At 36.7% G+C, this 21,248-nt stretch carries 26 protein-coding genes, 1 tRNA gene and 1 pseudogene; 2 read left to right on the top strand and 26 right to left on the bottom strand.

Going from position 1 to position 21,248, the window contains the following annotated elements; genetic code table 11:
• Nucleotide 1: 1 nt before the first annotated feature.
• The 24 genes from NCCP133_RS04215 to dcm all read right to left on the bottom strand — a co-directional run bounded on the left by NCCP133_RS04215 (nucleotide 2) and on the right by dcm (nucleotide 16,604).
• Complete coding sequence (locus NCCP133_RS04215; RefSeq protein ID WP_264803693.1) at nucleotides 2-1,117, bottom strand: phage head morphogenesis protein; 1,116 nt, start codon at nucleotides 1,115-1,117, stop codon at nucleotides 2-4.
• On the bottom strand, nucleotides 1,107-2,561 hold the full coding sequence (locus NCCP133_RS04210; RefSeq protein WP_264803692.1) for a phage portal protein: 1,455 nt from the start codon (nucleotides 2,559-2,561) through the stop codon (nucleotides 1,107-1,109). Before NCCP133_RS04210 ends, NCCP133_RS04215 begins: the two co-directional genes overlap by 11 nt.
• Before the next feature lie 18 nt (nucleotides 2,562-2,579).
• Nucleotides 2,580-3,887, bottom strand: a complete 1,308-nt coding sequence (gene terL, locus NCCP133_RS04205; RefSeq protein WP_264803691.1) for a phage terminase large subunit — start codon at nucleotides 3,885-3,887, stop codon at nucleotides 2,580-2,582.
• Nucleotides 3,877-4,443, bottom strand: a complete 567-nt coding sequence (locus NCCP133_RS04200; protein ID WP_264803690.1) for a hypothetical protein — start codon at nucleotides 4,441-4,443, stop codon at nucleotides 3,877-3,879. Before NCCP133_RS04200 ends, terL begins: the two co-directional genes overlap by 11 nt.
• Before the next feature lie 492 nt (nucleotides 4,444-4,935).
• A complete protein-coding gene (locus NCCP133_RS04195; RefSeq protein ID WP_264803689.1) occupies nucleotides 4,936-5,262 on the bottom strand; it encodes a hypothetical protein in 327 nt (108 codons plus the stop codon).
• Nucleotides 5,255-5,325 (bottom strand) — tRNA-Ile (locus tag NCCP133_RS04190). The genes NCCP133_RS04195 and NCCP133_RS04190 overlap by 8 nt, the downstream gene beginning before the upstream one ends.
• 357 nt (nucleotides 5,326-5,682) lie before the next feature.
• Nucleotides 5,683-5,985: a sigma factor-like helix-turn-helix DNA-binding protein gene (locus NCCP133_RS04185; protein WP_264803688.1), complete on the bottom strand. Its 303-nt coding sequence runs from the start codon at nucleotides 5,983-5,985 to the stop codon at nucleotides 5,683-5,685.
• Nucleotides 5,979-6,257 carry a hypothetical protein gene (locus NCCP133_RS04180; protein WP_264803687.1) on the bottom strand — a complete coding sequence of 93 codons (279 nt, stop codon included), beginning with the start codon at nucleotides 6,255-6,257 and terminating at the stop codon, nucleotides 5,979-5,981. The genes NCCP133_RS04185 and NCCP133_RS04180 overlap by 7 nt, the downstream gene beginning before the upstream one ends.
• A gap of 38 nt (nucleotides 6,258-6,295) precedes the next feature.
• On the bottom strand, nucleotides 6,296-6,709 hold the full coding sequence (locus tag NCCP133_RS04175; RefSeq protein ID WP_264803686.1) for a hypothetical protein: 414 nt from the start codon (nucleotides 6,707-6,709) through the stop codon (nucleotides 6,296-6,298).
• Nucleotides 6,710-7,000: 291 nt separating this feature from the next.
• On the bottom strand, nucleotides 7,001-7,477 hold the full coding sequence (locus NCCP133_RS04170) for a hypothetical protein (RefSeq protein ID WP_264803685.1): 477 nt from the start codon (nucleotides 7,475-7,477) through the stop codon (nucleotides 7,001-7,003).
• A gap of 111 nt (nucleotides 7,478-7,588) precedes the next feature.
• Nucleotides 7,589-7,903 (bottom strand): hypothetical protein, encoded by a 315-nt coding sequence (locus tag NCCP133_RS04165; RefSeq protein ID WP_264803684.1) that lies wholly within the window; start codon nucleotides 7,901-7,903, stop codon nucleotides 7,589-7,591.
• Nucleotides 7,904-8,012: 109 nt separating this feature from the next.
• Complete coding sequence (locus NCCP133_RS04160; protein ID WP_264803683.1) at nucleotides 8,013-8,414, bottom strand: DUF1064 domain-containing protein; 402 nt, start codon at nucleotides 8,412-8,414, stop codon at nucleotides 8,013-8,015.
• Entirely contained in the window at nucleotides 8,407-9,264 is an 858-nt protein-coding gene (locus tag NCCP133_RS04155; RefSeq protein ID WP_264803682.1) for a hypothetical protein, read from the bottom strand. Before NCCP133_RS04155 ends, NCCP133_RS04160 begins: the two co-directional genes overlap by 8 nt.
• Before the next feature lie 94 nt (nucleotides 9,265-9,358).
• A complete protein-coding gene (locus NCCP133_RS04150) occupies nucleotides 9,359-9,586 on the bottom strand; it encodes a hypothetical protein (RefSeq protein WP_264803681.1) in 228 nt (75 codons plus the stop codon).
• A 4-nt stretch (nucleotides 9,587-9,590) separates the two neighbouring features.
• A complete protein-coding gene (locus tag NCCP133_RS04145; RefSeq protein ID WP_264803680.1) occupies nucleotides 9,591-9,791 on the bottom strand; it encodes a hypothetical protein in 201 nt (66 codons plus the stop codon).
• Between the two features lie 96 nt (nucleotides 9,792-9,887).
• Nucleotides 9,888-10,022, bottom strand: a complete 135-nt coding sequence (locus NCCP133_RS04140) for a hypothetical protein (RefSeq protein ID WP_264803679.1) — start codon at nucleotides 10,020-10,022, stop codon at nucleotides 9,888-9,890.
• Between the two features lie 161 nt (nucleotides 10,023-10,183).
• The gene (locus NCCP133_RS04135; protein ID WP_264803678.1) at nucleotides 10,184-10,411 is read right to left on the bottom strand and encodes a hypothetical protein; all 228 of its coding nucleotides are present in this window, start codon (nucleotides 10,409-10,411) and stop codon (nucleotides 10,184-10,186) included.
• 134 nt (nucleotides 10,412-10,545) lie between these two features.
• Complete coding sequence (locus tag NCCP133_RS04130) at nucleotides 10,546-10,908, bottom strand: hypothetical protein (RefSeq protein WP_264803677.1); 363 nt, start codon at nucleotides 10,906-10,908, stop codon at nucleotides 10,546-10,548.
• Between the two features lie 450 nt (nucleotides 10,909-11,358).
• Nucleotides 11,359-12,918, bottom strand: coding sequence for a DNA primase family protein (locus tag NCCP133_RS04125; RefSeq protein ID WP_264803676.1), 1,560 nt, complete (start codon nucleotides 12,916-12,918; stop codon nucleotides 11,359-11,361).
• A gap of 103 nt (nucleotides 12,919-13,021) precedes the next feature.
• Nucleotides 13,022-13,438 (bottom strand): hypothetical protein, encoded by a 417-nt coding sequence (locus NCCP133_RS04120; protein WP_264803675.1) that lies wholly within the window; start codon nucleotides 13,436-13,438, stop codon nucleotides 13,022-13,024.
• Between the two features lie 79 nt (nucleotides 13,439-13,517).
• Nucleotides 13,518-13,796, bottom strand: a complete 279-nt coding sequence (locus tag NCCP133_RS04115; protein WP_264803674.1) for a hypothetical protein — start codon at nucleotides 13,794-13,796, stop codon at nucleotides 13,518-13,520.
• A 131-nt stretch (nucleotides 13,797-13,927) separates the two neighbouring features.
• Complete coding sequence (locus NCCP133_RS04110) at nucleotides 13,928-14,191, bottom strand: hypothetical protein (protein ID WP_264803673.1); 264 nt, start codon at nucleotides 14,189-14,191, stop codon at nucleotides 13,928-13,930.
• A gap of 270 nt (nucleotides 14,192-14,461) precedes the next feature.
• Nucleotides 14,462-15,634 (bottom strand): type II restriction endonuclease, encoded by a 1,173-nt coding sequence (locus tag NCCP133_RS04105; RefSeq protein WP_264803672.1) that lies wholly within the window; start codon nucleotides 15,632-15,634, stop codon nucleotides 14,462-14,464.
• Entirely contained in the window at nucleotides 15,609-16,604 is a 996-nt protein-coding gene (gene dcm, locus NCCP133_RS04100) for a DNA (cytosine-5-)-methyltransferase (protein WP_264803671.1), read from the bottom strand. The genes NCCP133_RS04105 and dcm overlap by 26 nt, the downstream gene beginning before the upstream one ends.
• Before the next feature lie 127 nt (nucleotides 16,605-16,731).
• Between dcm and NCCP133_RS04095 the strand changes: the two genes are divergently transcribed.
• Both NCCP133_RS04095 and NCCP133_RS04090 read left to right on the top strand, forming a co-directional pair.
• Nucleotides 16,732-17,022, top strand: a complete 291-nt coding sequence (locus NCCP133_RS04095; protein ID WP_264803670.1) for a hypothetical protein — start codon at nucleotides 16,732-16,734, stop codon at nucleotides 17,020-17,022.
• A 177-nt stretch (nucleotides 17,023-17,199) separates the two neighbouring features.
• On the top strand, nucleotides 17,200-18,816 hold the full coding sequence (locus NCCP133_RS04090; protein ID WP_264803669.1) for a recombinase family protein: 1,617 nt from the start codon (nucleotides 17,200-17,202) through the stop codon (nucleotides 18,814-18,816).
• 40 nt (nucleotides 18,817-18,856) lie between these two features.
• Here NCCP133_RS04090 and NCCP133_RS04085 read toward each other — a convergent pair.
• Nucleotides 18,857-19,729 (bottom strand): annotated as a pseudogene (locus NCCP133_RS04085) (protein prkA); the annotation flags it as partial.
• A gap of 701 nt (nucleotides 19,730-20,430) precedes the next feature.
• Complete coding sequence (gene nfsA / locus NCCP133_RS04080) at nucleotides 20,431-21,180, bottom strand: oxygen-insensitive NADPH nitroreductase (RefSeq protein ID WP_264803668.1); 750 nt, start codon at nucleotides 21,178-21,180, stop codon at nucleotides 20,431-20,433.
• Nucleotides 21,181-21,248: the final 68 nt, after the last annotated feature.

The raw sequence follows: 21,248 nt of genomic DNA, 5'->3' as shown, positions 1-21,248 counted from the left end.
TTTAGTCACCTCCTTTCTTCCTCCGTTTAGTGAAGAGGTTTATTGCATTTCTTCCGTCGTCACTAATCAAGAAGTCAATGACATTCGTAAGCATTTTTCGCTTATTGTCCTTCTTAGGTTTCTTCTCTTGTTTAGGCTTAGGCTTCGTAGGTTTGCCTTCATCACTTACAAGGAAGTTAGTCATATCATTGAGAAGACTTTCCTTTTTATCTTCCTTCTTTTCTTCCTCTTCAGGCTTAACCGTGATAGTTTGCTTCTCTTCAGGTTTCTTTTTAACAAGGTCCTTCTCATAGAAGTAATCCTTACCAACAGGAGCAGCCATATCTTCAGGCATAAGATAAGGAACTAAACGACAACGGCAATTAATCCATTCTTCAATTGGACCAGAACGATCACCGGGATGGAGTAGTCCGTTTGAGAAGGGTTTACCTATTTCAACAATCTCCCCATTTATTTCTTTATGGGAATGACGAGTTCTACTGTCACTTGCTGAAATCCATTGGTGGTATTTAACACCTAACTCTTTGTTAGTTTCATAAACTCCTAGATTTTGAAATGAATTGATTTCCGTTCTTGCTATTCTAGTTAGTTCATTCTGTTTCATATTCTGGAATGTATCACCTAGCCTAGCAGCGGCATCGTCAATCCCTAATCCGTCAGCATAGGAAGAGGCAAGACTATCCATTACATTACCGACCACATTTGACATTGTTCTAGAACTAGCCTCAAAGGTATGTTCACTTATCATTCTCATAACACGGTCAGGCATTGGATTGTGTTGGATAGATAAGCCTTTGTTTTGTAAATGACTTACTGTTCTATTTCTTCCTAGTTGAGCGGCTTGCTTGGTATCCTCTGACATTTCCTTTGCAAGGTCTTCAGAGTTGTCCATTATTTTATTTTCTATTTGTTTCTTCTCTATTTCAGAGGTAGGCAGTTTACCTTGTCTATGGAGTTCAGCAAGAGTGTCCTCTTTAACCTTATCCATAATGGAACCCATACGTCTCCCAAGCCTTAACTCGGCTTCTCTGGTTCGTCTATCCACTTCCTTGAGAACTTCAAGGTGAGCAATAGTCCGACGATAATGCTTTAGGGCTAAGTCTCTTTTAGTTTCCATTCTTAATCACCACTTCTAGTGAATCCTTCAATCCTTTTAGAGCCTTCTCTATTTCAGCCGTTGTAGCGGGATCGGATATAACACCTACATCAGCGTCAATAGGTTGACCTCCAATGTAATGCCAATCCATAGCAGGGTTAGAAGAAGGAGTGATACCAAACTTTTTCCCAAAGTATTTAATCATTTCATTTGGTGTCATTGCACCCATAGAAAAAAGACCTGTTGCAATTGTCAGGTCTTTCTGTAAGTCCTCAATATCAAGGTCTGGAAGTTTAAATTCCCAATCAGTAATATTAAAGGCTTCTTTAAATATTTTATTCATTATCGCTTCAATCAAGGATTGACGAGGTTCAACAACAGATCGCTTATAAATCTCTGTTGCCTCTACTGAAGTAGAACCACCTAATGAACCCGTCTCAGCAATACCCATTCTGTAAGGGGGCACACCGTGAGCGGCCAAGATTTCGTCTCGGTTATCAATTCGGTATTCTCTAAAGGAAGCCTCCTTAATGTCCGTACTAAGGGGTTGGAAGGTAATCTCAACCTTTTCCCCATTCCTTGTTGGAACTCCCAATACAAGGACACTATGAGGGTTCTCATTGACTTGTTCAAAGTGTTCTCTGATTATATCCTCTAAATACTTCCCGTCTTCATCTGCTTCGTCTGTATAGTTACCACTAACGAATACTGCATAGGCAGGAACACCGTAATTATCGAAAAAGCCGATATTAAAATCTCTTCGTGCTATATCACCTTGCACTGCACCCAAAGCGGGGAGGACATCAGGACGGCCATAGTATTCGTCGTCAGGTGAATAGTTGATTATTGATATATATTCATTTGCTCTATCTTCTCCTTCAAGAGTTCCTAAAGGAAATTCCTCTCCAGTCGCCATATGAACATCGAACTCATATCCAAACTTTTTAAACCATACAGATTCTACTCCTACTATCTGACATATTTTATTCTTGTCAGCATGGAAACGGACATATGTAGCAGGGATATGTTCAAGGTCAATAACCTTAGCATTCGGCTCATAGTCTTCTCTAATTACTTCTATAAACCCTTGACCTATTGCCTCATAGTCGATGAGAGCCTGTTCCCAAACAACTGACGGAGAAGGATTTAAACCAGTAAGGAAATCCTCAAGTATTTTCTTTGTTACTTGACTTGCTCCATTATGCTTAGGTTTCAACTCCCAACCTGTGCCTGCTGTATCCCTTGCCTTCGTTTTCACTGCTCGGTAATGATATGTATTTGAATACAGAAGAGTAGAAAGAAATAATGGACTAATCACAGGTTCCATTAAACCGTATAATCCATAATGACTAGCAAACTTATCAGTTATCTTTTTACTTTCTGCTTCCTTCAATGAGAACTTCTCTAATATTTCACTCTTAACAAACTTTCCTTTTGTGGAAACATATCCAAATGGTTTTGCCATACTTAAAACCTCCCTTCCTTATCTTCTTCTAGAGCCTCTAGCCCTTATCTTTACAGGTTGGTTTTCGTTCAACTGATTGAAACCACCAACCACTGCATCCACTTGGTCATCGTGTGTACCTTGAGGGAAAGAATGAATCTCATTAAGAAAATCATTAATCCAAGTCCCACGAACCAGATACACATTGCCAGCCTCTGCAGTAGAGGAGAATGGAACGGCTCTTGCCTCCTTACTACCAGTAGCCCTGATACCATAGAAAGCATAGCCGTCTAATACATACCGTCTATAAAAGTCGATAGTATTCTTTCCTCCACTTCCTCCTTCTTGCTCCATATAAATAGGGACTTCCTTGCCGTCTAGGATAGCCGTTTGTTTGACTAAATCCTGCACGGTTTGGGGAGTCCCTCGAACCTTCTGTAAATCCAAAATATAATAATCTCCATTTTTTGATTTTCCTATTTTTGCCCCTGCCGTCCAGTCGGGATCGTTCTTGCCGTTATCTTCAGTAGCAGCCAAGTCCCAGAAACGGAAAACTTGAATTAAATCATTAGGAGCAACCTCTACAACCTTGAACCAAGTCCTGTCGAACATAGTCCCTTGTGGTTGTATATCCCAGTTACCATTCCTTAATTGTTCCCTTTCTAAAGGTGGAAGTTCAGCAAGTTGCTTCTCATAGTCCTCTTTATCAATATGAGGGTTATCCTCTAAACGGGAAGGAATGAATAGCCTACCTTTTTCTTTACCTTCTATGATAAATCTTTGCTTCACCCATTCGTGACCTTCTCCACCGGGGTTGGCGGTGCATAGAACACGGTTAGGTATAATGCTTACCTTATCCTTACGGATACGGGATAGTAGGTATAGGTATTGGCTCTCTTGAAACTGGGTTAATTCGTCAAAGCCTACAAAGTGGTATTCTTTACCTTGATAATTATATTTATCTTTTTCGTGTTGCATATGTCCAAAGGTCAAAGTAGCACCTGAAGGAAATCGCCATATCTTCTTCTGCTCATTCCATTCAGCATTTGTTCCCTGTAACCATACATGGGACATATCAATCAATTGTGATAATTGGTTATATGTTCTTCTCACTATTAAAGCATTGTAGAATGGATACTCCACATATTGAAGAGCGGCCATTATGAGAAGGACCGACTTACCACCACCAGCAGCGCCACCATAAAGTTTTTCCTTCTCTGGTGATATAAGGACTTCCAATTGTTTTTCTGTTGGAAATAACTCCTTACCTTTGAAGGTATCTGGTATGTACTTATTATCAACTATGGTAGCCATTAGATAACTTAGTATTTCATTTTTATTCTCCATTCTCCTCACCGTCTTTCGGCTTAGAGATGATACCTAGCATACTATTAAACTTATCTAGTTTTCTTTCATACTCTGAAACATTATGGTTTTGAGTTACCTCCCCACTATGTTCAACCTTCTGAACAGGCTCTTCAATAACATTCAATAAACCAAGAATTTTATAATTCTTCTCTAATGCTTCAGCAAGGAATTTCATATCCCTTATATCCATAACCTTCACATTAGGATTCATTGAAGCCTCCATAAACTTATGAAGTAGGTTAGAAAGGATAATTCCGTATAGTTGAACATGCTCGGTCTCTGCTGATACTTTCATTTTATTTTTTATATTTTCTTTTATTTCTTCTCTGGTCTTATGCCATTCGTCCTTGCTTGACCAGTCCTTTGCTGTTCCCTCTGGTATATCCAGAAGTTCAGCCACATCCTGCACGGACATATCAAAGTTATTTAGATACACTGCCATAGCAGGTAGCCGTCTCTTCCTACGTTCCATCGCTAGGATTTCTGCCACCGTCTTATTGAGGTGATCCTTGTAGGTCTCCTTCTTTTTAGCCATTCCTAACCCCTCCTTTCTGTCATGGATTTTTCATGGGTTGTTTATGTTAGGTATCGCTTAAATACCTCCAAAATCGGCTCTATATTACCTCTATTTTCAACTTTAAAGACTAACTAAGGTATTCATATGATAAGTCCTTAAAAACAAAAATAGAGGCATTATAGCCTCTACTGGGATACCTACAAGTAATACAGCGTTAACCATATTAGTTTGGTATCCGACATAGCAACCTTCTGGTCTATGTCCTTTATCCTGCCCCTATCGTATGAGGAAAACCACTTCTCATACTATCGCGCCTCTGGCCGACGGGTGTGTTTTTTACAGCAGTACTTATCTAGAATTTCGTGCTAACGGTATTTAGTCTGTTTATGTTCAATTTAATGAACCTACATTAACTTCTTTAAAGAAGTTAATGGAAGGGAGAATAGCGAAGTGAAATCAAGTCAGATTAAAAGTCTGATGCCTCTAGGCAATTTAGATATACGGTGTAGTTCACTTCTGGACAACCCTTCTCTTAACTCTTGGTAATATAAACCTTTTAAGAAATAATGATAAAAGAATATAAATAATAGGTTGTGACATTTCAAAAGGTGTAAATATATCCTCTTCTCTGAAAAGGAATAAGTCTAAAGCAACACCAAAGCCCAATAAGATTCCAAACACTAAAGTAAGTAAAATCATTGCCTTCATGGTAAACATTACAGATTCTTTCGCTGACTGTATAACTACATCTTTGAATCCATTCCACATATATATATTCTCCTTTGTTTTATTTTCATCTCTACCCATTGAAGGGCTATTTAATACATAATCGTCCAACTAGGACTTGAACCCAGACTACTCGCTAATCAGGCAAGTGTTCTACCTTTAAACTATTGGACGGTAATAAAATAAGGTAGCCGAGTAATCCCTTATCACCTGTTCCCCAACAGGATTAACCTTCCCTATCTTTCGCACGGTTTACATGCAGTAATACTACACTCGGCACATAGTGGGGAATAGCAGCGCCTTTTGACCTGCTACATATATTAGTCTCTGCTATATGGAATTGAACCATATCAAGCCCTTACGTCTTGCATCTCCCTTGAGCAGACATAAATAAAAAACAGAGTAGCGATTGCTACCCTGCTTATATCCGTACCACAACTGTAAAAGGGAAAAGGAGGTGATTTACATATGGCGTAAGTACGGCTTACACTATATATACGATTTCAGCCTCCTGTTTGTCCGAAAGAAATATTATCTTTCTAACATTTTTTCCACTATTTTATCAAGTGCTTTCTTTTTTAAATCTCCAATCGTTGACTTTGGAATACCAGTCATTGATTCAACTTCTCTTAATGTATATCCTTGTAAACAGGTTAGAGTGATAACTTTCTGTTCTGAAGGCTCTAAACAACTAATTGCTAAATCTAGATCTACTTTGGGAAGTATCCCTTCAGGTGAACTAATAATTTCATAAAGTGAATGGTAATTCTCAATTAATCTTTCAATTACTTTTCTTTGTTCCTTTTTGATTTCTTCTTGTGTGAGGTTTAACATGCAATCACCCCACGTTTCTTAAGTCTATTGAAGTCAGAAGCATTTGTCTTATAACATTTCTTCCAACCGTCTATAACAGAACTATCCACCAGTGAATAAAAGTTCTCCAAACCATTCTTCAGTAACCTATGTACTAACTCTATTCTTGCCTCTGACATAACATCGTCATGAAAATCTTTAGGAACTCCATTTCCCCAAATTCTAGACCAAATTAACTTCTCATTGTCTATAACATATTGCCAAGCCTCCTCGCTTGTGAATTTCTTATTCATATAGCATCTCCTCCTTTTCCCCTTGTTGCTATACCTCCTTATAAATACTCTTTAAGTTTATTTATTGGTAGATTACTTCTACGGTTATTTGAACATAGAAACACATTATATTCGTAACTACTTAAATCTGAACTATCACCTTTGCAAAGGAAGTTAGTTTCTTGAACTAAATAGTTGAAGTGAATATAGCGGGCTTCATATCCCTTCTCTTCACAAAAGAAATCAATGGCATCATATAGTTCTCCATTTGTGATTTTTTCCCCAAGTTTTGTTGAAGTTCTGAAAACATCAAAACATAGATATTCGTCAATTCCATTCTCCTTAATGTAATTCTTTAATTCCTCTTCTTGCTTCTGATAATATTTCTGAAATTCTTTTACAATAGCCATTTGAAGAGTTTCATAATATTCAGTTGGTATATTTGTATTCGTTCTTTCTATTTTAAAATTCATACGGCATCTCCTCCTTTTTCCTCACAGCCTAATTACCTCTCACTTCAACAGCCGTAAGGGTTTTCCTTTATTTCAGAGAAGACTTTTTTATCTACGAAATGAAGATGAATTAGAATAATAGACAAAAGAAAAAGAGCAGTTCTCAACAGTACCGTAAACTGTAAAGAACTACTCTTTTGACCGTTAATATTTAAAAAGGTGTTTAAAAATATTAAAGCGTAAATCAGAACACATTATCACTTAATCGTAGTATAGTATCATTTAGACAAAGAGTGACCAACTCCTGCTAAATTATTTATTTTTCTTGATAACAATTATTGGAAGTTGACCAGACTCCCATTTCTTATCAAGATCACTATTTATATCTGACATTTGAGCCAAACACATTAGATATATGAATCCACCACCCATATACATGAGCGAGTGGAAAACAGCAAAGGACATACTATCGAACATTACCCAAAGGAAGTATGCACCTAATACAGTAGTAATGATATGCATCCAGCAAGTGAATATACTCCAGAATAGAGTTACTCCTTGCTTCCCCTTGTATAAACACATATCCATTGTCCCATCAAACATCTTCTTGAAGAACATTGCACCTATTACTGCAAAGGACATGAAGGATAGATAATATATGAGAACTGTTGTATCTAAGTAACTATTGAATATTGGATAGAATAAGGCCGAAACAAAAGAAGTAAATAAAAAGAAGTACCAAAATATAATTTTATGCTGCTTAGGATTCCTCATTGGAGTAATTATCATAATCTATCAACCTCCCTTATATTTCTATTATTACCAATTTTTATTAGTATAATCATTATAGCGCGTTACCTCTGCGGAAACAGGACCAAAAATAAAAAAAAGAGAAGGATATTAACTATCCAACTCTTCCTCTGCTGTTTTGATTTTCTTTAATTCCTCTTCATATTGCTTATAGGTCTCATATAAGAATCCATTGCTGAATGGTGCATTTGCTATAAGGACTGGTCCTCTATTATCACCCACTGGCATTGGTCTCCTTTCTAATTCTTTTCTAATAAAACCCTTTAGAAGTTCATAGTCGTAAAATGAAATAAATCCACATTCTTGACATTTAACTCTTACTTCGTCAGTACATTGAAGAACTACCTCTTGGTGTTTACTCTTACAATGAGGACATGATATATAATCAACAATATCTACATACATTATTCACTACCTCCCTTCCCTAAATTACGAATACAAAGTACATAGCAAGTAACCAATATAGAAAACAGTACACCAAACCATGCTATTGCTAAAACAAAGATAATATCATTCATTTCTTATTACCTCCCTTTCTTTTCTTGTAGAGCGGGATTTCCTCAAATCTGCCACTCCTTAACCTCTTATATAAACGGAAATCAATATCAGGATAAAGGTTCATAAACAACTTAGCCTTAATCATGAAGGCTTCAGTCTTCTTACCTTTCACATCAATAACAACAACTGAACCGTCAGCATATGTAACCTTAAAGTCTGCCTTATAGGTAATAGCGATTATTTTAACCCCCTTGTGGTAATACCCTTCTTGTAATGTGTACTTCGGTTGAAGTTCAATATCTAGTATTTTTCCTTCTTCCTTCTCTTGTTTGAGAAGTAAATAGAAATATGCTTCTGCTTTACTAGCAAACCAGATACCGTCCATCAATGTCTTCTTAGCATTATATAAATTACTCAAGAACACTCACCTCCTCACAGTCTATGTGCTGTTTAGGAGCGGGTTCTAGGTATCCGTCTGTATATATGACTGGACGAACTTCGCCAACTTTATTTTCAGAATACTCAATGATAGAAGTCTTTTTGCTATCAAGGTTATTCTTAAACAAGTTACGGTTTAATTGTTTTTCCTTCTCTAACTTACATTTAGCCACTTTCCGAATGTACTGCTTAACCTCTTCAAATGACTTAAATTTAAGTGAGAAGTTCTTATCAAGGAGTGTCTTAGCCTTATATGCTCCACCTCCAACCTCTGTTGGATCTCCTTCCCAATCAAAGTGATACTCACCAATACAAGCATCTTCTACAATCATTGAACCAAAGATATGGTGGACTTGTTCTTCTCCATCTTCAAAGACATAGATAATGCCACCAAAGTTTCGTAGTTTAAGAACATTACTGAAATCAACTATTAACCACTTATTACGGTCTTGATATGGGATATTAAAAGCCTTCATAAAGCGGCCGGGCATAACACTAGCAAGATTACCTCTTCCAACCTGCTTAACCTCTACATTTAACTGATAGTTGTAATCCCACATCCAACCTTTTAGATTACCAGTGAAGTTACCCTTCTTGAAATTTGGAATCTTATCATAAACTTGTGTATCCCATTCTTTAAATTTAAAGACAAAATCAAAAGTTGATTCTCTTGCCTCTGTATGCTCCTTAATACCATTATCAGAAGAATTAGAAGTACCTTTCTGAAATGTAAAACCAGTGTGTTCCTTCCTTAACTCCTCTCCAAACAATCTCCATTCTCTTTCTGTTTTCGTTTCCTTTGAACGATTTTGAATATTACCTAATGCCATATCAATCACCTCCCAGTTCCCAGAGCCTATAACGGCTATATGGCCTTGTATAAACAAGAACTGTCTTTAGTGGAGGCTATCTATCTAAAGTTATTTACAATCTGAAATACTTTCGTAATGCTACTCTCATATTCTGTTTATCTGACTTTGCTCTATACAATCTAACTGCCTCTTGCATGTTATGAGCGTCAGCATTTAATTGTTGTTCACGTGATCCTTCAAATATTTCTATTTCTGGAATCTTTATTTCTTTCAATAATTCAAGAACAACCAGAACAACTATTAACTCAATGAGAGTGTAATAAGATTTTCTGTTCATCATATAATCACCCTCTTTCTAATACGGAACGGACACAAGCCTCAAATCCGTAATAGTAGTTCATATGAGCGAACTGTGATTTATTATTTAATACAACTGCAATTGCGCGGTCAATCTCTTCTAGTGAATAACCTTCTTCTAGTAACACGGTGGTTGTAGTCCATTTATCAAAAACACTAACTCCAAAAGTTAATTTAATTTCTTCCATATCTATCGCCTCCTTTTATGTATGGAAATCGTTAGAGGGGATATAACCCTCTCATCTCCAAAGGCTCCACTGGAGAACCAGCCGAGCCGAATTGGATTAGATATATAATTCAGTACCTTCTTGAGTTTTGTAATTATAGAACCCTAACCTGTTACCTTGTTCCTCTTGGGAAAGAGTAAGGACAGTGTAATGACCGTTACGGTCTTTGAATTCAACTTCAATCAATAACATACCAATCACCTCCTAAAGTGTAAGAACTAATGTTCTGTGTTATCTGTTAGTACATTTAAACTTTTCTAGACGGTTCCCTGCTAATTTCTTTATAAAAAATGAAGAAAAATAATAAAAACAATTCGACATTAAAGGACAAACAAAAAGAGTAGAAAAAGAATCTACTCTGCTTTGGCTGTATAGTATATACCGTGCTTGTTCATGTACTTCTCCATATCTTGAAGTCTCTTCCACTCTATATCGTTCTCCTCAATCTTTACATATAACTTTTCTTCTTTATAGACATTAAAGATCATGTTCTCTACTTCCTCTAAATCTGCAATACCCATTCTCACTTCATTGTGTAATTTAATAAATTTATCTACGAAACCTTCATTCAAATAAATCATATATAAATCTCCTCCTTTGTTGTTAATCTCTTATACTATTATTTTATAGCGTTATGAGAAGCGGCTCCAATCTATAGACGGTGTAAATAATGGAAATAAAAAAGACAGCAAGGAAAATTCCCTGCTGTTAGTTGCTACTCTCCAGAGGCCTGTTTAAGTGGGTCTTCGGAATGATATTCTAACTCTTGTGCTAACATTGCGATTTTAAAGATTTTCTTGCTATCCAAGATATATTCAGACAAGATAGGCTCTAGTCTTAACATCATATCGTGATAGTTAAAAAATACATTGTGGTAACAAAGAACATTAAACTCGCCAATTTGAGCGGTTTTTTTATCTACGAAATGCTTTTCAAGTCTTGTAATGTAGATAAAATACATATCCTTATTCTCTGTGTGTTTCACCCAATTGAAACGTGGGTGCTTTGCGATAATGATTACATATTGATCGTGAAATGTTTTTACATAGTCTAACTGTTTGTCTTTTCCCTTTATCATGTGTACATTCTCCTTTATCTTAAGAAAATAGTTTACACTTATCACTTCAATATCGAACATATATTCCCTTTATTTTGATAAAAGAAAATTAGCGAACCAAGATGAACCGAGTTTGAACCAACTATGAACCGACTTTGAACCGAGTTATGAACCAAGAAAACCTTGATATGACGGGTTTTGAACCGACTGAACCGACTTTTAGCGAAACTTTTCTGCCTCCTATAATAACTTCCACAAACAATGCTATCTTCTATAAAACACAATACTGTTTTACTTATTAAAAACTTTTATAAAAAGTCGGTTCAGTCGGTTCATCCCTTGTGGCTGTAGGCTCAATTCGGTTCACAAGTCGGTTACAACTCGGTTCATAAACTATAAAAGTCGGTTCATAGTTGGTTTAGTACCTTTTAGTGCATGAAAAAAGACGGGATAATCTCCCGTCAATGTTTCTTAAATATCCATAAAGTCTAGCACTCGGATACCAACCCAAGCCTTAGTTCTTCTTGCATCACTAAGTTGTTTCTTCTGAAGTTCTGGATAAGCCTTCTCTAACTCTTTATTGAACTTGATAGCACTTAATGGGTTATGACCATTTAGTTTACAGAAGTTTTCATATTCAGCATATAGAGAAGCACGGGCAATGGTGTATTCTCCGAACTCACAAGCCTCATTAACAAATCTCATTACTGGATTGTTTTCTTGTTTGTAGTCTTGGATTAATTGGTCAGCAACTTCGCTTTCAGAGAACTTGAAGCCGTTGTTCACCAAACGTAGTAAGCCTTCAAGAGCCCACATGAAAATAAAATCCTTCTCATTGAACAGTTTATCCTTTAAAGTTAAGTCCTTCTTCTTAGGTACTTGTTTGAAAGGGATAATAGTTAAGCGATTATAAAAAGCGTCGCTAGTATCTTTGCTGTAATTAGCAGGCATTCCGTTTGTGGAGAATACAAACTTTGCTTTATTCTTGAATTGGAATGGGTGACCATAGATACGACGGGCAGTAATCCAGTCGTTACCAGAAGCAGCCTTTAAATAACCAATATCTTGAATACCCTTACTTGGTAAATCAGCATAGATATTAACTACCTTCTCAAAGAGTTCAGCCTGCTTGTATTCGTTATCCCCTAACTCCTGAAGTTCTACGTGAGACTTTGCATTCTCGGAAAGTAGGTTTTCAAGGGTTGCATTAATGAATGTTGATTTACCACTATCACCCGGTCCGTCAAAGATAAAAATCATCTTTTTGGAATCTGTTAGTCCTGTTAAAGAGTAACCAACCATTTCTTGTAGCAGCATTTGCATTTTCTTGTCTGGTACAGAACTATCAAGGAATTTAAGGAAATGCTCTCCTTTTGCTTCCTTAGAGAAGTTTGCTTGAACTTGAATAGTAGATAAGTAATCTGGTGTATGATCCTCAAGTTTCAAATCATTAACTGACTTTACTAACTCCCCTTTTTCGTTCTTTAAATTGATATATCCATTGAGAAGATTTAACTTGTAGAGATTATCATTAAGTTCTCCAGTGGACTTATTAACTCTTTCATCAATCATCCATTGTTGTGTAACATCGTTGATAATTGGCATTGTTGAGAACTCTGGAGTTAATAACTTCTTAACTATCCCTTGTTCCTCTTTTGGTATCGCCAGACGATACACACCATTCTCATAGATATAAAGTTGACCAGCAGAGTTGATGGCAGGAATTTCAGTAATTAGATATTCTGCTAAGAGTCCTCTATGTACATATGGACCAAACTTTCCTTCTTTAATGAATGGAGCAATGTAAGAAACAACTTTTTCTTGTTTAGCATTAAATCCAGCCTCTTTCTTAACTGCTTTTTTTGTTTCTTTCTTTTCTTTTATTTGAGTAGCGGGAATATCTTCCTCAAAGATATCCTCGTCAATCATAGTGTCTGGTTGTTTTTTCTTTCTTGATGCTTCAATTAAAGCGTCGATATATTCCTTTGAAGTGGTATTTACATTATGTGATGTTATTTTTGAAATTGTCATTTTGCATCTCCTCCTTTTCCCTTAAAAGGAAGGAGTGTAATCTTTGTTGTAATCATGTTCTGATTAGATTGCACATTCCTCCTTATTTGCATTTGACAGTTGATTAATTGCTTAGGTATTGCATTAACATTTTGTAGGCTCTACGGTCAGACTTTTCAATACGGTCTTCAGTCCAACCTTCTGCTTTCATTAGGTCATAAAGTGTAGCAAAAGTATAAATGAAGTGTTGAGTGAAACGGTCTTTAGCACTCAAGTACTCTTCCCATTTTTGCTTAGAAGGTTTAGTTCTCATTTGAACTTCCCATTCCTGCTTTAAGATTTGAACAATAAAGAAAGAATAAAAATCGTCTAGATCATAAAATGTATGATACTTATGTCCGTCCCTTGTAAGAACAGTAGTAACGTCAAATTCTTCTTTATGTATAAAAGAAAAAACTTCAAACTTTGCTCCAAAAAGGATAATACCTTTATCATTGTCCCCTTTGTCTACGATAGCAATATGTGTTTCAGGCTTTAGCATTTTTAAACACCCCTTTTCTGTGCCAACAGGCACGCTCTGTCATTTGTAATTCCTTCTCTGTCGGAGTGTGTTGGACTTCTTATTCTTCTTTTTCAGTAGGTTCTTGGTAAATCTCCCAACCTTGAAGTAAGAATAGTTGTAGTTTGTTTTTAGTTCCAAATCTGCTTACTTTTTCCCAAGCAAACTTTCCATTGCTTAGTGTTTTTCTTAAAATGTAGTAATCCTGTCCGTTGTAGCAATGTGGTCTAAAGAAATCAGTTACATAACCTTCTGCTTTTAATTCTGATTTATCCTTGCCCCAAACCTTAGAGGCTTCAAGTAATTCTCCAGTTTCACTATTAGGGTAATATTTTGGCATATCAGCCACCTCCTTTGCCTATTATGTGTTAGTACATTTAAACTTTACTTTTTGGTTCCCTGCCTGTTTCTTCATAAATAATCAAGAAAATTTTTTATGATATAAGGAGTGGGATTAACCACTCCAAACTGTTATCTTAAGTTTTCCTGAATACTGTTAATGAAGTGTTCTGCATTATTAACATAGAAATCAACTTCTTCTTTTGTCTTTGCAGTATGGATAGAAACAAGAGAACCATTCAATAAATCAAGAGCAGCCTCTCTTACGTTTAAAACTTCGATTGCATTGTTGATATAACTAATTACAATCTTTTTGTAGAACAGTAATTCCTCCTGTTGCCTAAGTTCAGCCATCATTCTGTCATACATTGTTTCTTCTTGGATAAATTGTGTCATTATCATCTCCTCCTTTTCTATTTATCTAGAGTGAGAACTAATGTTCTCGTCTATTTACCTATCTATTAAACATTTCTAAAAGGTTCCCTGCTAATTTCTTTATAAAAAATGAAGAAAATGAAAAAATATTTTAGAGAGGAGTATTCTCCTCTCCATAGCATGTTCGTTGTTCTCTTTACCTTTATATCATGAATAGAAAAACACATTAAGCATGGGACGATATAGGTGTAAATAAGGAACGGGACATAAAAAAAAGACCCAAGCGGGTCCTTAGATTGAGTATTTTTCTTCAGCATATCCAATGAACTTTTCAACCGTCCATAAGCGATCTCTATATTGCTCTGGATAAAGTGAATGGTAAGGCTTAGGTACAACTAGTGTTACTCTTTCCTCTTCCATTTCGTCCAACTGGTTCGGGGATATCCCTTGTTGTAGTGTTAGCAAGTGCTTTTCTGGTATTCTGTTTGCCTCATTTAGAATCTGACGCCATCTATCTTTGCAGGTTGTCTTTGCTCCTAAAAAGATTAAATCTGTTTCAGGGAAGGTCATATCTGCATAGGCTCTATTAGAAGGGAGTAAGAAGTCTGGTTTCTTATTTCCCTCACTCCTACCGGGATGTGAGAATGGTAGATTAAAAGAAGAAAATAAGTAATCAACATGATGCTCTAATGATTTACCTGCTCTGCTTTTTCTTCTATTTAAGATAGTATTGGCTACAGCAACAAGCGGATCTACTTCTCCGAATGGTGTTGTTAAATACTCTTGATATAGATTTCTTTCTAATGCTTTAAATGTAATGTATTCAGTTTTTACCCATTCAAGTAAAATTAGGTCAGGTGTGAATGGTTTCCTTCTATAAACTTCATGGTGTATTCTTCGTGCAAGATCTGCCATATCAGCAGTCATAGGAAAATCATCAAACTGTGATACTGCATATTCTATTTCCTCTTCTAACCTTCTTGAGAGGTCAATATCTGAAACTCTCCCACCATCATAGACTGCATTGTTGTTCATTAAGTTTAATGAAAAGTGGTCAGTAAAGTCTTCAATCTCTTCGTCTGTATCTAGGATATATACTTTGAAATCCTCTTCAGACATTGGCAAAAATACAATAAGATTTCCGACTTGCTCTGTTTTGTCAAAAGGTGAATTAGACCAGAAACGAGTTAATCTATATTCGTTCCTTGTTCCTCTTCCGTAATAGATTGCGCGGCTCTCAAAAGGATAGTAACCGTCAATATGTATTTTTACATACTTATCTTTATTTTCCCCTTTAACCCCTTCCTCTTCAAAGAAGATATTCCATGCCGGTTTAGCAATATGCAGTCCCACTTGGTGGGCTCCTGTTAAATCTGCATCATTTGCGGTGATGAACTTACAATAAAAGCGACCAGTCCTACTGGTCGCCTCTATTAAACTAGTTAATTTTTCCGACTGTTGCATACTCCAATTGACCCTCTTCCAGTGGTAGTAGTTCGTTTCGTTCGAGTGCTTGAACCATTCGCTCAGCAATCAAAGAAACGACAGGAACTGCTACTGAATTTCCAAACTGCTTCCAAGCAGCGGTTCTCGATACTACAATCTTAAACGTTTCTGGAAATCCCTGCAAGCGTGCACATTCTCTAGGGGTCAATCTTCTTGGATTTTTTCCTTCACCTTGAGGAATTAGAATCTCACTACCATCTTTATAGTAACGAGCAGACAACGTTCTAGAATATGAATCTAAATCTGCTAAACCAAAGCCAAAACCATTACCCTTCTTGCTATGTTTTTCTTTATAATCCTGTAAGTACTGCCATAACTTATCTGACAATGTAAATACATCATCAACCTCTTCTTCAAGGATAGATCTCAACGGTGGACCCTCTTTAGGTATTTCTGGAAACTCAAACTTCAATGGTTTCTTAAAGCCTACAATATAGATACGTTCTCTATTTTGAGGCACAAGACCTTTGGCATTTAGAACCTCCGTATATACCGTATAACCTAATTCTTCTAATACATTCTTTATTACTTTAAATGTTTTACCTTTATCATGACTTTTTAGGTTCTTAACATTCTCTAATAAGAAAGCCTCTGGCTGCTTCTCTTTGATAATACGTGCAATATCAAAGAATAAAGTCCCTTGTGTTTCATCAAGGAAACCGTGTTCTCTTCCTAAACTATTCTTCTTACTTACTCCTGCAATACTAAACGGCTGACATGGGAAACCTGCCAGCAATATGTTGTGGTCAGGTATTTCTTTTTCGTCTACTGCACGGATATCGCCAACTGGTTTTTCGCCAAAATTAGCGAAATATGTTTCTTGTGCTTTTAAGTCCCATTCACAAGAAAAAACACACTCCCCGTAAGGCTCAAAGGCTGTTCTTATGCCCCCGATACCTGCGAATAAATCTATAAAACGATATAACAAAGTTGTCTACCTCCCCGAACACTTGTCCTAGTGTAATTATAGCAAAGTTTATAGTTAATTTGTTGAATAACATGTTATAATATTAAAGTTACTTTTTTACAATACCCTCTGGGACGAGGTGAAACAAGTGGCAAATGTAGTTATTTACTACAATTGTGAGCAAGGCGAGAGTACCGAACAGGCAGTTCTCCGTGTCAATGAATTGATACAATTTTTAGAGACCCACCATATTATAAAAGGGGTATTTCTGGATATTTATAATGAAGGTACGGAACTAATGGAATTACTTAATTCTCCACTTTCTGAAATTGACATGATCTACATAAATAAAGATATTGATAATGAATTTGATAAAGCGTTGATAATCCAATTATCAAGAGCCGAACAATTCGAAATAAAATACATTGATAAGATATAGCCTCTGCTATGTCTTTTTTTGTTCCCTCATATGAATACCCTAAACCTCCTATAACAACGATTTGAGAGTATATATAAAGCCGATTATTACTGTGATTTTCTTCTTTTTGGTATGTACTACAGTTATGTTTTTAGTAGTATACTAGATATATAACATCTACTAAAAAAGGAGAATAATATGAAGAGGGAGATTCCACAAACTATTGAGTTTATCTATGGATATATTCGTCGTTCCCGTCAAGATATGCTCCGTGAGAAGAAGACAAACCAAGATACTCTAGCAGCACAAAGAGAATTAATTGGTGGTATGTTAAAAGAAATACAAGAAGAAGAAGGTATCCCTTACTCTATGAGGGAGGAGATTCAATCAGGAGGAGACGAAATAGCAAGTCGTCCTAGATTTTCGTCTCTTTTGGAGGAACTTAAGAATGTAGGAAGTAGAAAGGCTGCTATTGCAGTTAAAGATATTAGCCGTTTAGGACGTGGAGATCCAGACCAAATGGGTATGGTTTTAAAATTACTCCAAAGAAAATGCATCTATATTATTACCCCATATCAAGTGTATGATCCACTAAATAGTCATCATGTTCAAATCCTGAAGTTCTATATGTTTATGGGTAATCTAGAATTAGATATGATTAAACAAAGAATGAAGGAGGCGAAATACTCATATGCTCGTCAAGGGCGATTTATGGGAGGTAGTCAGGCCGTTCCTTATGGTTATGACTTTGACAGTTATACCCAAAAGTTAATACCTAATGATGAACAAGCACCTATTGTAAAGAAGATATACTACCATTATGTAATTGATAAAATAGGATATAACGGGATAAGTACTATCTTAAGAAAAGAAAACATACCTACCAAAACAGGAAAACAGTATTGGTCTCCAAAAGTAATTCGAACTATCCTCTCTAACCCAGTGTATAAAGGCGAGTATAGGTATCATATGACAGAGAAGAAATATGGTGAAATTCATGATGTCCCTCCAGAAGAGCAAATTATTGTTCCAGATTGCTTCGAACCAATAGTCACCAGTGAAATATGGCAGACTGCACAGGAGCAACTGGTAGAAAATAGGAATAAACCATCTGTCAAACTCGAATTTGAACCTAATGTATTGGCTGGTTTAATAATCTGTTCTTCTTGTGGAAAGAAAATGGTTAGACAATACAGTACACAACATTACACAAAGAAGGACGGAACGAAAAGTATTTATAAAAAAGAATTTATGATGTGCTTACCTTGTGCTGTATATATAAAATACTGGGATATTGAAAAGTCTATTATTCAGTTACTTCTAAGTGAAGTTATTGAGGTTGACCAAGACAGATTGAAGGAAAGGCTCCAAGAACTAATTGATTTTGATAAACTTAATGCTAGTAAGATTAATCCAGAAGACCAAATTGAAAAACTAAAGGAAGAATTAACAAGGTCTAAAAAACAATTAGATGGTATTCAATTAATGAGAGCAGAAGGTGAACTTAATAAGGAAGATTACGATAGACTTAAAGAAAAAGTTTTAAACCAAATGGATGAAAAACAAACCCTATTAGAAGAAATACAAGCCGATTTAGAAAAAGATCGTATTGAGGAAATAAACATTGAAGATATCCAGACTGGAATAAAAGACTTGCTTGAGGTTTATAAAAATGAAGAATTAAATAAAACAGAGAAGAATGAATTACTTCGTGGAATTTTTGATTACATTGTTCTCACTAAAACGGGAAAGGGAACATTCGATCTAAATGTTATGTTTAACCCTAAGATATTTTTTAACTCCTCTTTGTCATAAAGGGGAGTTCTTTTAAATATACTTTTAGTAGTTATCAAGTTACCACAAATTCATCTGCAGAAATCAAGGCGAAACGTCCAGCTTTAAAGTTGCCTTCCTGTGTTAGGGAAAGTAAATGCCATAAAAACTTCTCATCACACTTCAGCATTTCCTGGAATTCCATCATTCCGCGGTTTGCTTTATTCAGTTCCCCATCGAAACGATAGGCGCGCGGATCTGATTCAGAACCATATTCAGCAATGGTTGAAAAGTCAATGCTTCCTGTCAGATCAGCAATATCCTGAGACTTTGGATCTGAAGGGCTGAACGTTCCAATTCCCACCCTTCGGTCCTCAGAAAAAATAACTCTTTCAACCAAAACATCTTCAATGCGGCCGCCATACTCCTGTTCTAGCCTCATACTATTTAGTGGCGATAAATTCCCTTCAATTCTAATTCCATACTCATCATAAAAATCTTTGCGGAGATGATGCGGGATTAAATGAAGCGGGTCTTCATGCATCGGGCATCCCTTAATGGCATAGACCGCTCCCCTATCACTATGGGAATATTGTTCCAAACCTCTTTTTAACATCGTCACTAATGTTGATTTACCGCCGCTGACCGGCCCCATTAGTAAAAGAATCCTTTTTCGGACATCCAGGCGTTTAGCTGCTGGATGGAAATATTCCTCTACAAGCCTTTCAAGTGCTTCTTCAAGTCCAAACAGCTGATTGCTGAAAAACTGATATCTTTTTTGCCCCTTCACTTCTTCCACACCTGCATCTTTGATCATGCTATATACCCGAGAATGTGCTGACTGGGCAACCCATGGCTTCTCTTTAACAATTTCTAGATACTCTCCAAAAGTCCCTTCCCATTTAAGCTTTTCCTCTTCATGTCGAAACATCTCAATTTTTTTTAGAATATCCATAAGGACCTCCCCCTGTCGCATTATCAGAGACGATTAATATACTCTATGCACCCCGGCAATTGAACATGCGTAAATCTGTTGAGAGTTTGTTTGTACTATTAATGGGGAAGTTAAAGGAGAGGGCCAGACCCTCGGGTTTGTTTTGTAATCTATTGTATCAGCCAAGCTGAAAAAAACTGCACACTTTTCATTCACAGCTTTTCTTTTTTGGGCTATAATAAGCTTATTATGATTACCTATAGACATACACATTAAAGGAGGATTACATACACATGGGTACAATTATTATTATCGCTGTAATGGTTACTTTCCTAGCTGCTATTTTCACTGCCGGTTATGATGACAAACCAGGCGTAAGCAACAAATAAGCTGCTGAACTATCAGCAGCTTTTTTCTTTTTATTATAGGCTCTTTTCGTATAGATTGTTGTTTTTGGACTATAAAGCTTGCCCGTTGATTTCCGCTCCAGTCACTTGCTTTCCGCGGGGAGGAACGGAAGCCTCCTCGGCGTTTCACGCCTGTGGGGTCTCCCGCACCCACTCCTCCCGCAGGACATCGAATAAGCTTCCTCGAATGAACACGCACGAAGGAAATGCGTCAGCATTTTCGAGGATCAAGTGCCTTCCTCTCCAATCAACTCAGTTAGTAAAATTAGTTTGTAAGCAACACCCTTTGCGAAAACAGCCTTATTATATTAAAAATTATCTTAAATCCATCTTCTTCCCTTGAACAAAACCCTTCATATACATCCTTGTCTGTTTCTCCAGCATGCCGCCGATTTGGCCAGTCCATGTGTCCATCCGTTTGCCGTCAGTCCGCTCCTCATAATACTCGGATATGATTCTGTTATACATTATAAGTTCTTCGCGATAGGCTTCTTCTTCCTGCATATATTCATTTTCATGGTAAATATGCTGAAGGGGAAGTCTTGGCTTTTTATCGTTCTTTTTGGAAGGGTAGCCTACTGCCAAACCAAACAGAGGAATCACACGATCCGGTGTTTTTAAAAGCTCGGAAACACCATCGAGATGATTTCTGATTCCGCCGATATAGCATATCCCAAGTCCCATGGATTCAGCAGCAACCGCAGCATTCTGTGCTGCCAGTGCAGCGTCAATAACCGCAACCATAAACTTTTCTGTGCTTTCAATGGAAGGCTTCACATCTTTGTTTTCCATTTGTCCAATAACCTCATGGCGATGCAAATCTGCACAAAAAACAAAGAAGTGTCCGTTTTCAGCCACATACCTTTGATTGCCGGCAAACTCCGCCAGCTTTGCTTTCTTTTCTTTATCCGTCACTCCGATTATTGAATAGGCCTGCACAAAGCTTGAAGTGGAAGCTGCCTGGGCAGACAGGACGATAGCTTCTATCTGCTCACTGGATAGAGGCTTGTCCTCAAAATGGCGCACTGAACTATGAGCCATAAGCAAATTAGTAACTTCATTCATTACTTCTCATCCTTTCCCTTTTTCATTTTCATTTTACCCAGAAAGAATTGCTTTCTCCAAAGGAAAAG

This window comes from Cytobacillus sp. NCCP-133, from assembly GCF_026011715.1.
In the GTDB taxonomy this organism is placed as follows: domain Bacteria; phylum Bacillota; class Bacilli; order Bacillales; family Cytobacillaceae; genus Cytobacillus.
The sequence above is the reverse complement of the archived record's forward strand: the minus strand, read 5'-3'. Positions and strand labels throughout refer to the sequence as shown.

Coding starts and splice junctions, on each gene's coding strand:
- NCCP133_RS04180 (WP_264803687.1), bottom strand. CDS start 6,257: ATGAATAAGAAATTCACAAGCGAGGAGGCTTGGCAATATGTTATAGAC.
- NCCP133_RS04170 (WP_264803685.1), bottom strand. CDS start 7,477: ATGATAATTACTCCAATGAGGAATCCTAAGCAGCATAAAATTATATTT.
- NCCP133_RS04155 (WP_264803682.1), bottom strand. CDS start 9,264: ATGGCATTAGGTAATATTCAAAATCGTTCAAAGGAAACGAAAACAGAA.
- NCCP133_RS04150 (WP_264803681.1), bottom strand. CDS start 9,586: ATGATGAACAGAAAATCTTATTACACTCTCATTGAGTTAATAGTTGTT.
- NCCP133_RS04130 (WP_264803677.1), bottom strand. CDS start 10,908: ATGATAAAGGGAAAAGACAAACAGTTAGACTATGTAAAAACATTTCAC.
- NCCP133_RS04135 (WP_264803678.1), bottom strand. CDS start 10,411: ATGATTTATTTGAATGAAGGTTTCGTAGATAAATTTATTAAATTACAC.
- NCCP133_RS04200 (WP_264803690.1), bottom strand. CDS start 4,443: ATGGCTAAAAAGAAGGAGACCTACAAGGATCACCTCAATAAGACGGTG.
- NCCP133_RS04110 (WP_264803673.1), bottom strand. CDS start 14,191: ATGACACAATTTATCCAAGAAGAAACAATGTATGACAGAATGATGGCT.
- NCCP133_RS04175 (WP_264803686.1), bottom strand. CDS start 6,709: ATGAATTTTAAAATAGAAAGAACGAATACAAATATACCAACTGAATAT.
- NCCP133_RS04090 (WP_264803669.1), top strand. CDS start 17,200: ATGAAGAGGGAGATTCCACAAACTATTGAGTTTATCTATGGATATATT.
- NCCP133_RS04115 (WP_264803674.1), bottom strand. CDS start 13,796: ATGCCAAAATATTACCCTAATAGTGAAACTGGAGAATTACTTGAAGCC.
- NCCP133_RS04120 (WP_264803675.1), bottom strand. CDS start 13,438: ATGCTAAAGCCTGAAACACATATTGCTATCGTAGACAAAGGGGACAAT.
- NCCP133_RS04185 (WP_264803688.1), bottom strand. CDS start 5,985: ATGTTAAACCTCACACAAGAAGAAATCAAAAAGGAACAAAGAAAAGTA.
- NCCP133_RS04215 (WP_264803693.1), bottom strand. CDS start 1,117: ATGGAAACTAAAAGAGACTTAGCCCTAAAGCATTATCGTCGGACTATT.
- NCCP133_RS04145 (WP_264803680.1), bottom strand. CDS start 9,791: ATGGAAGAAATTAAATTAACTTTTGGAGTTAGTGTTTTTGATAAATGG.
- NCCP133_RS04165 (WP_264803684.1), bottom strand. CDS start 7,903: ATGTATGTAGATATTGTTGATTATATATCATGTCCTCATTGTAAGAGT.
- nfsA (WP_264803668.1), bottom strand. CDS start 21,180: ATGAATGAAGTTACTAATTTGCTTATGGCTCATAGTTCAGTGCGCCAT.
- NCCP133_RS04125 (WP_264803676.1), bottom strand. CDS start 12,918: ATGACAATTTCAAAAATAACATCACATAATGTAAATACCACTTCAAAG.
- terL (WP_264803691.1), bottom strand. CDS start 3,887: ATGGAGAATAAAAATGAAATACTAAGTTATCTAATGGCTACCATAGTT.
- NCCP133_RS04140 (WP_264803679.1), bottom strand. CDS start 10,022: ATGTTATTGATTGAAGTTGAATTCAAAGACCGTAACGGTCATTACACT.
- NCCP133_RS04105 (WP_264803672.1), bottom strand. CDS start 15,634: ATGCAACAGTCGGAAAAATTAACTAGTTTAATAGAGGCGACCAGTAGG.
- NCCP133_RS04210 (WP_264803692.1), bottom strand. CDS start 2,561: ATGGCAAAACCATTTGGATATGTTTCCACAAAAGGAAAGTTTGTTAAG.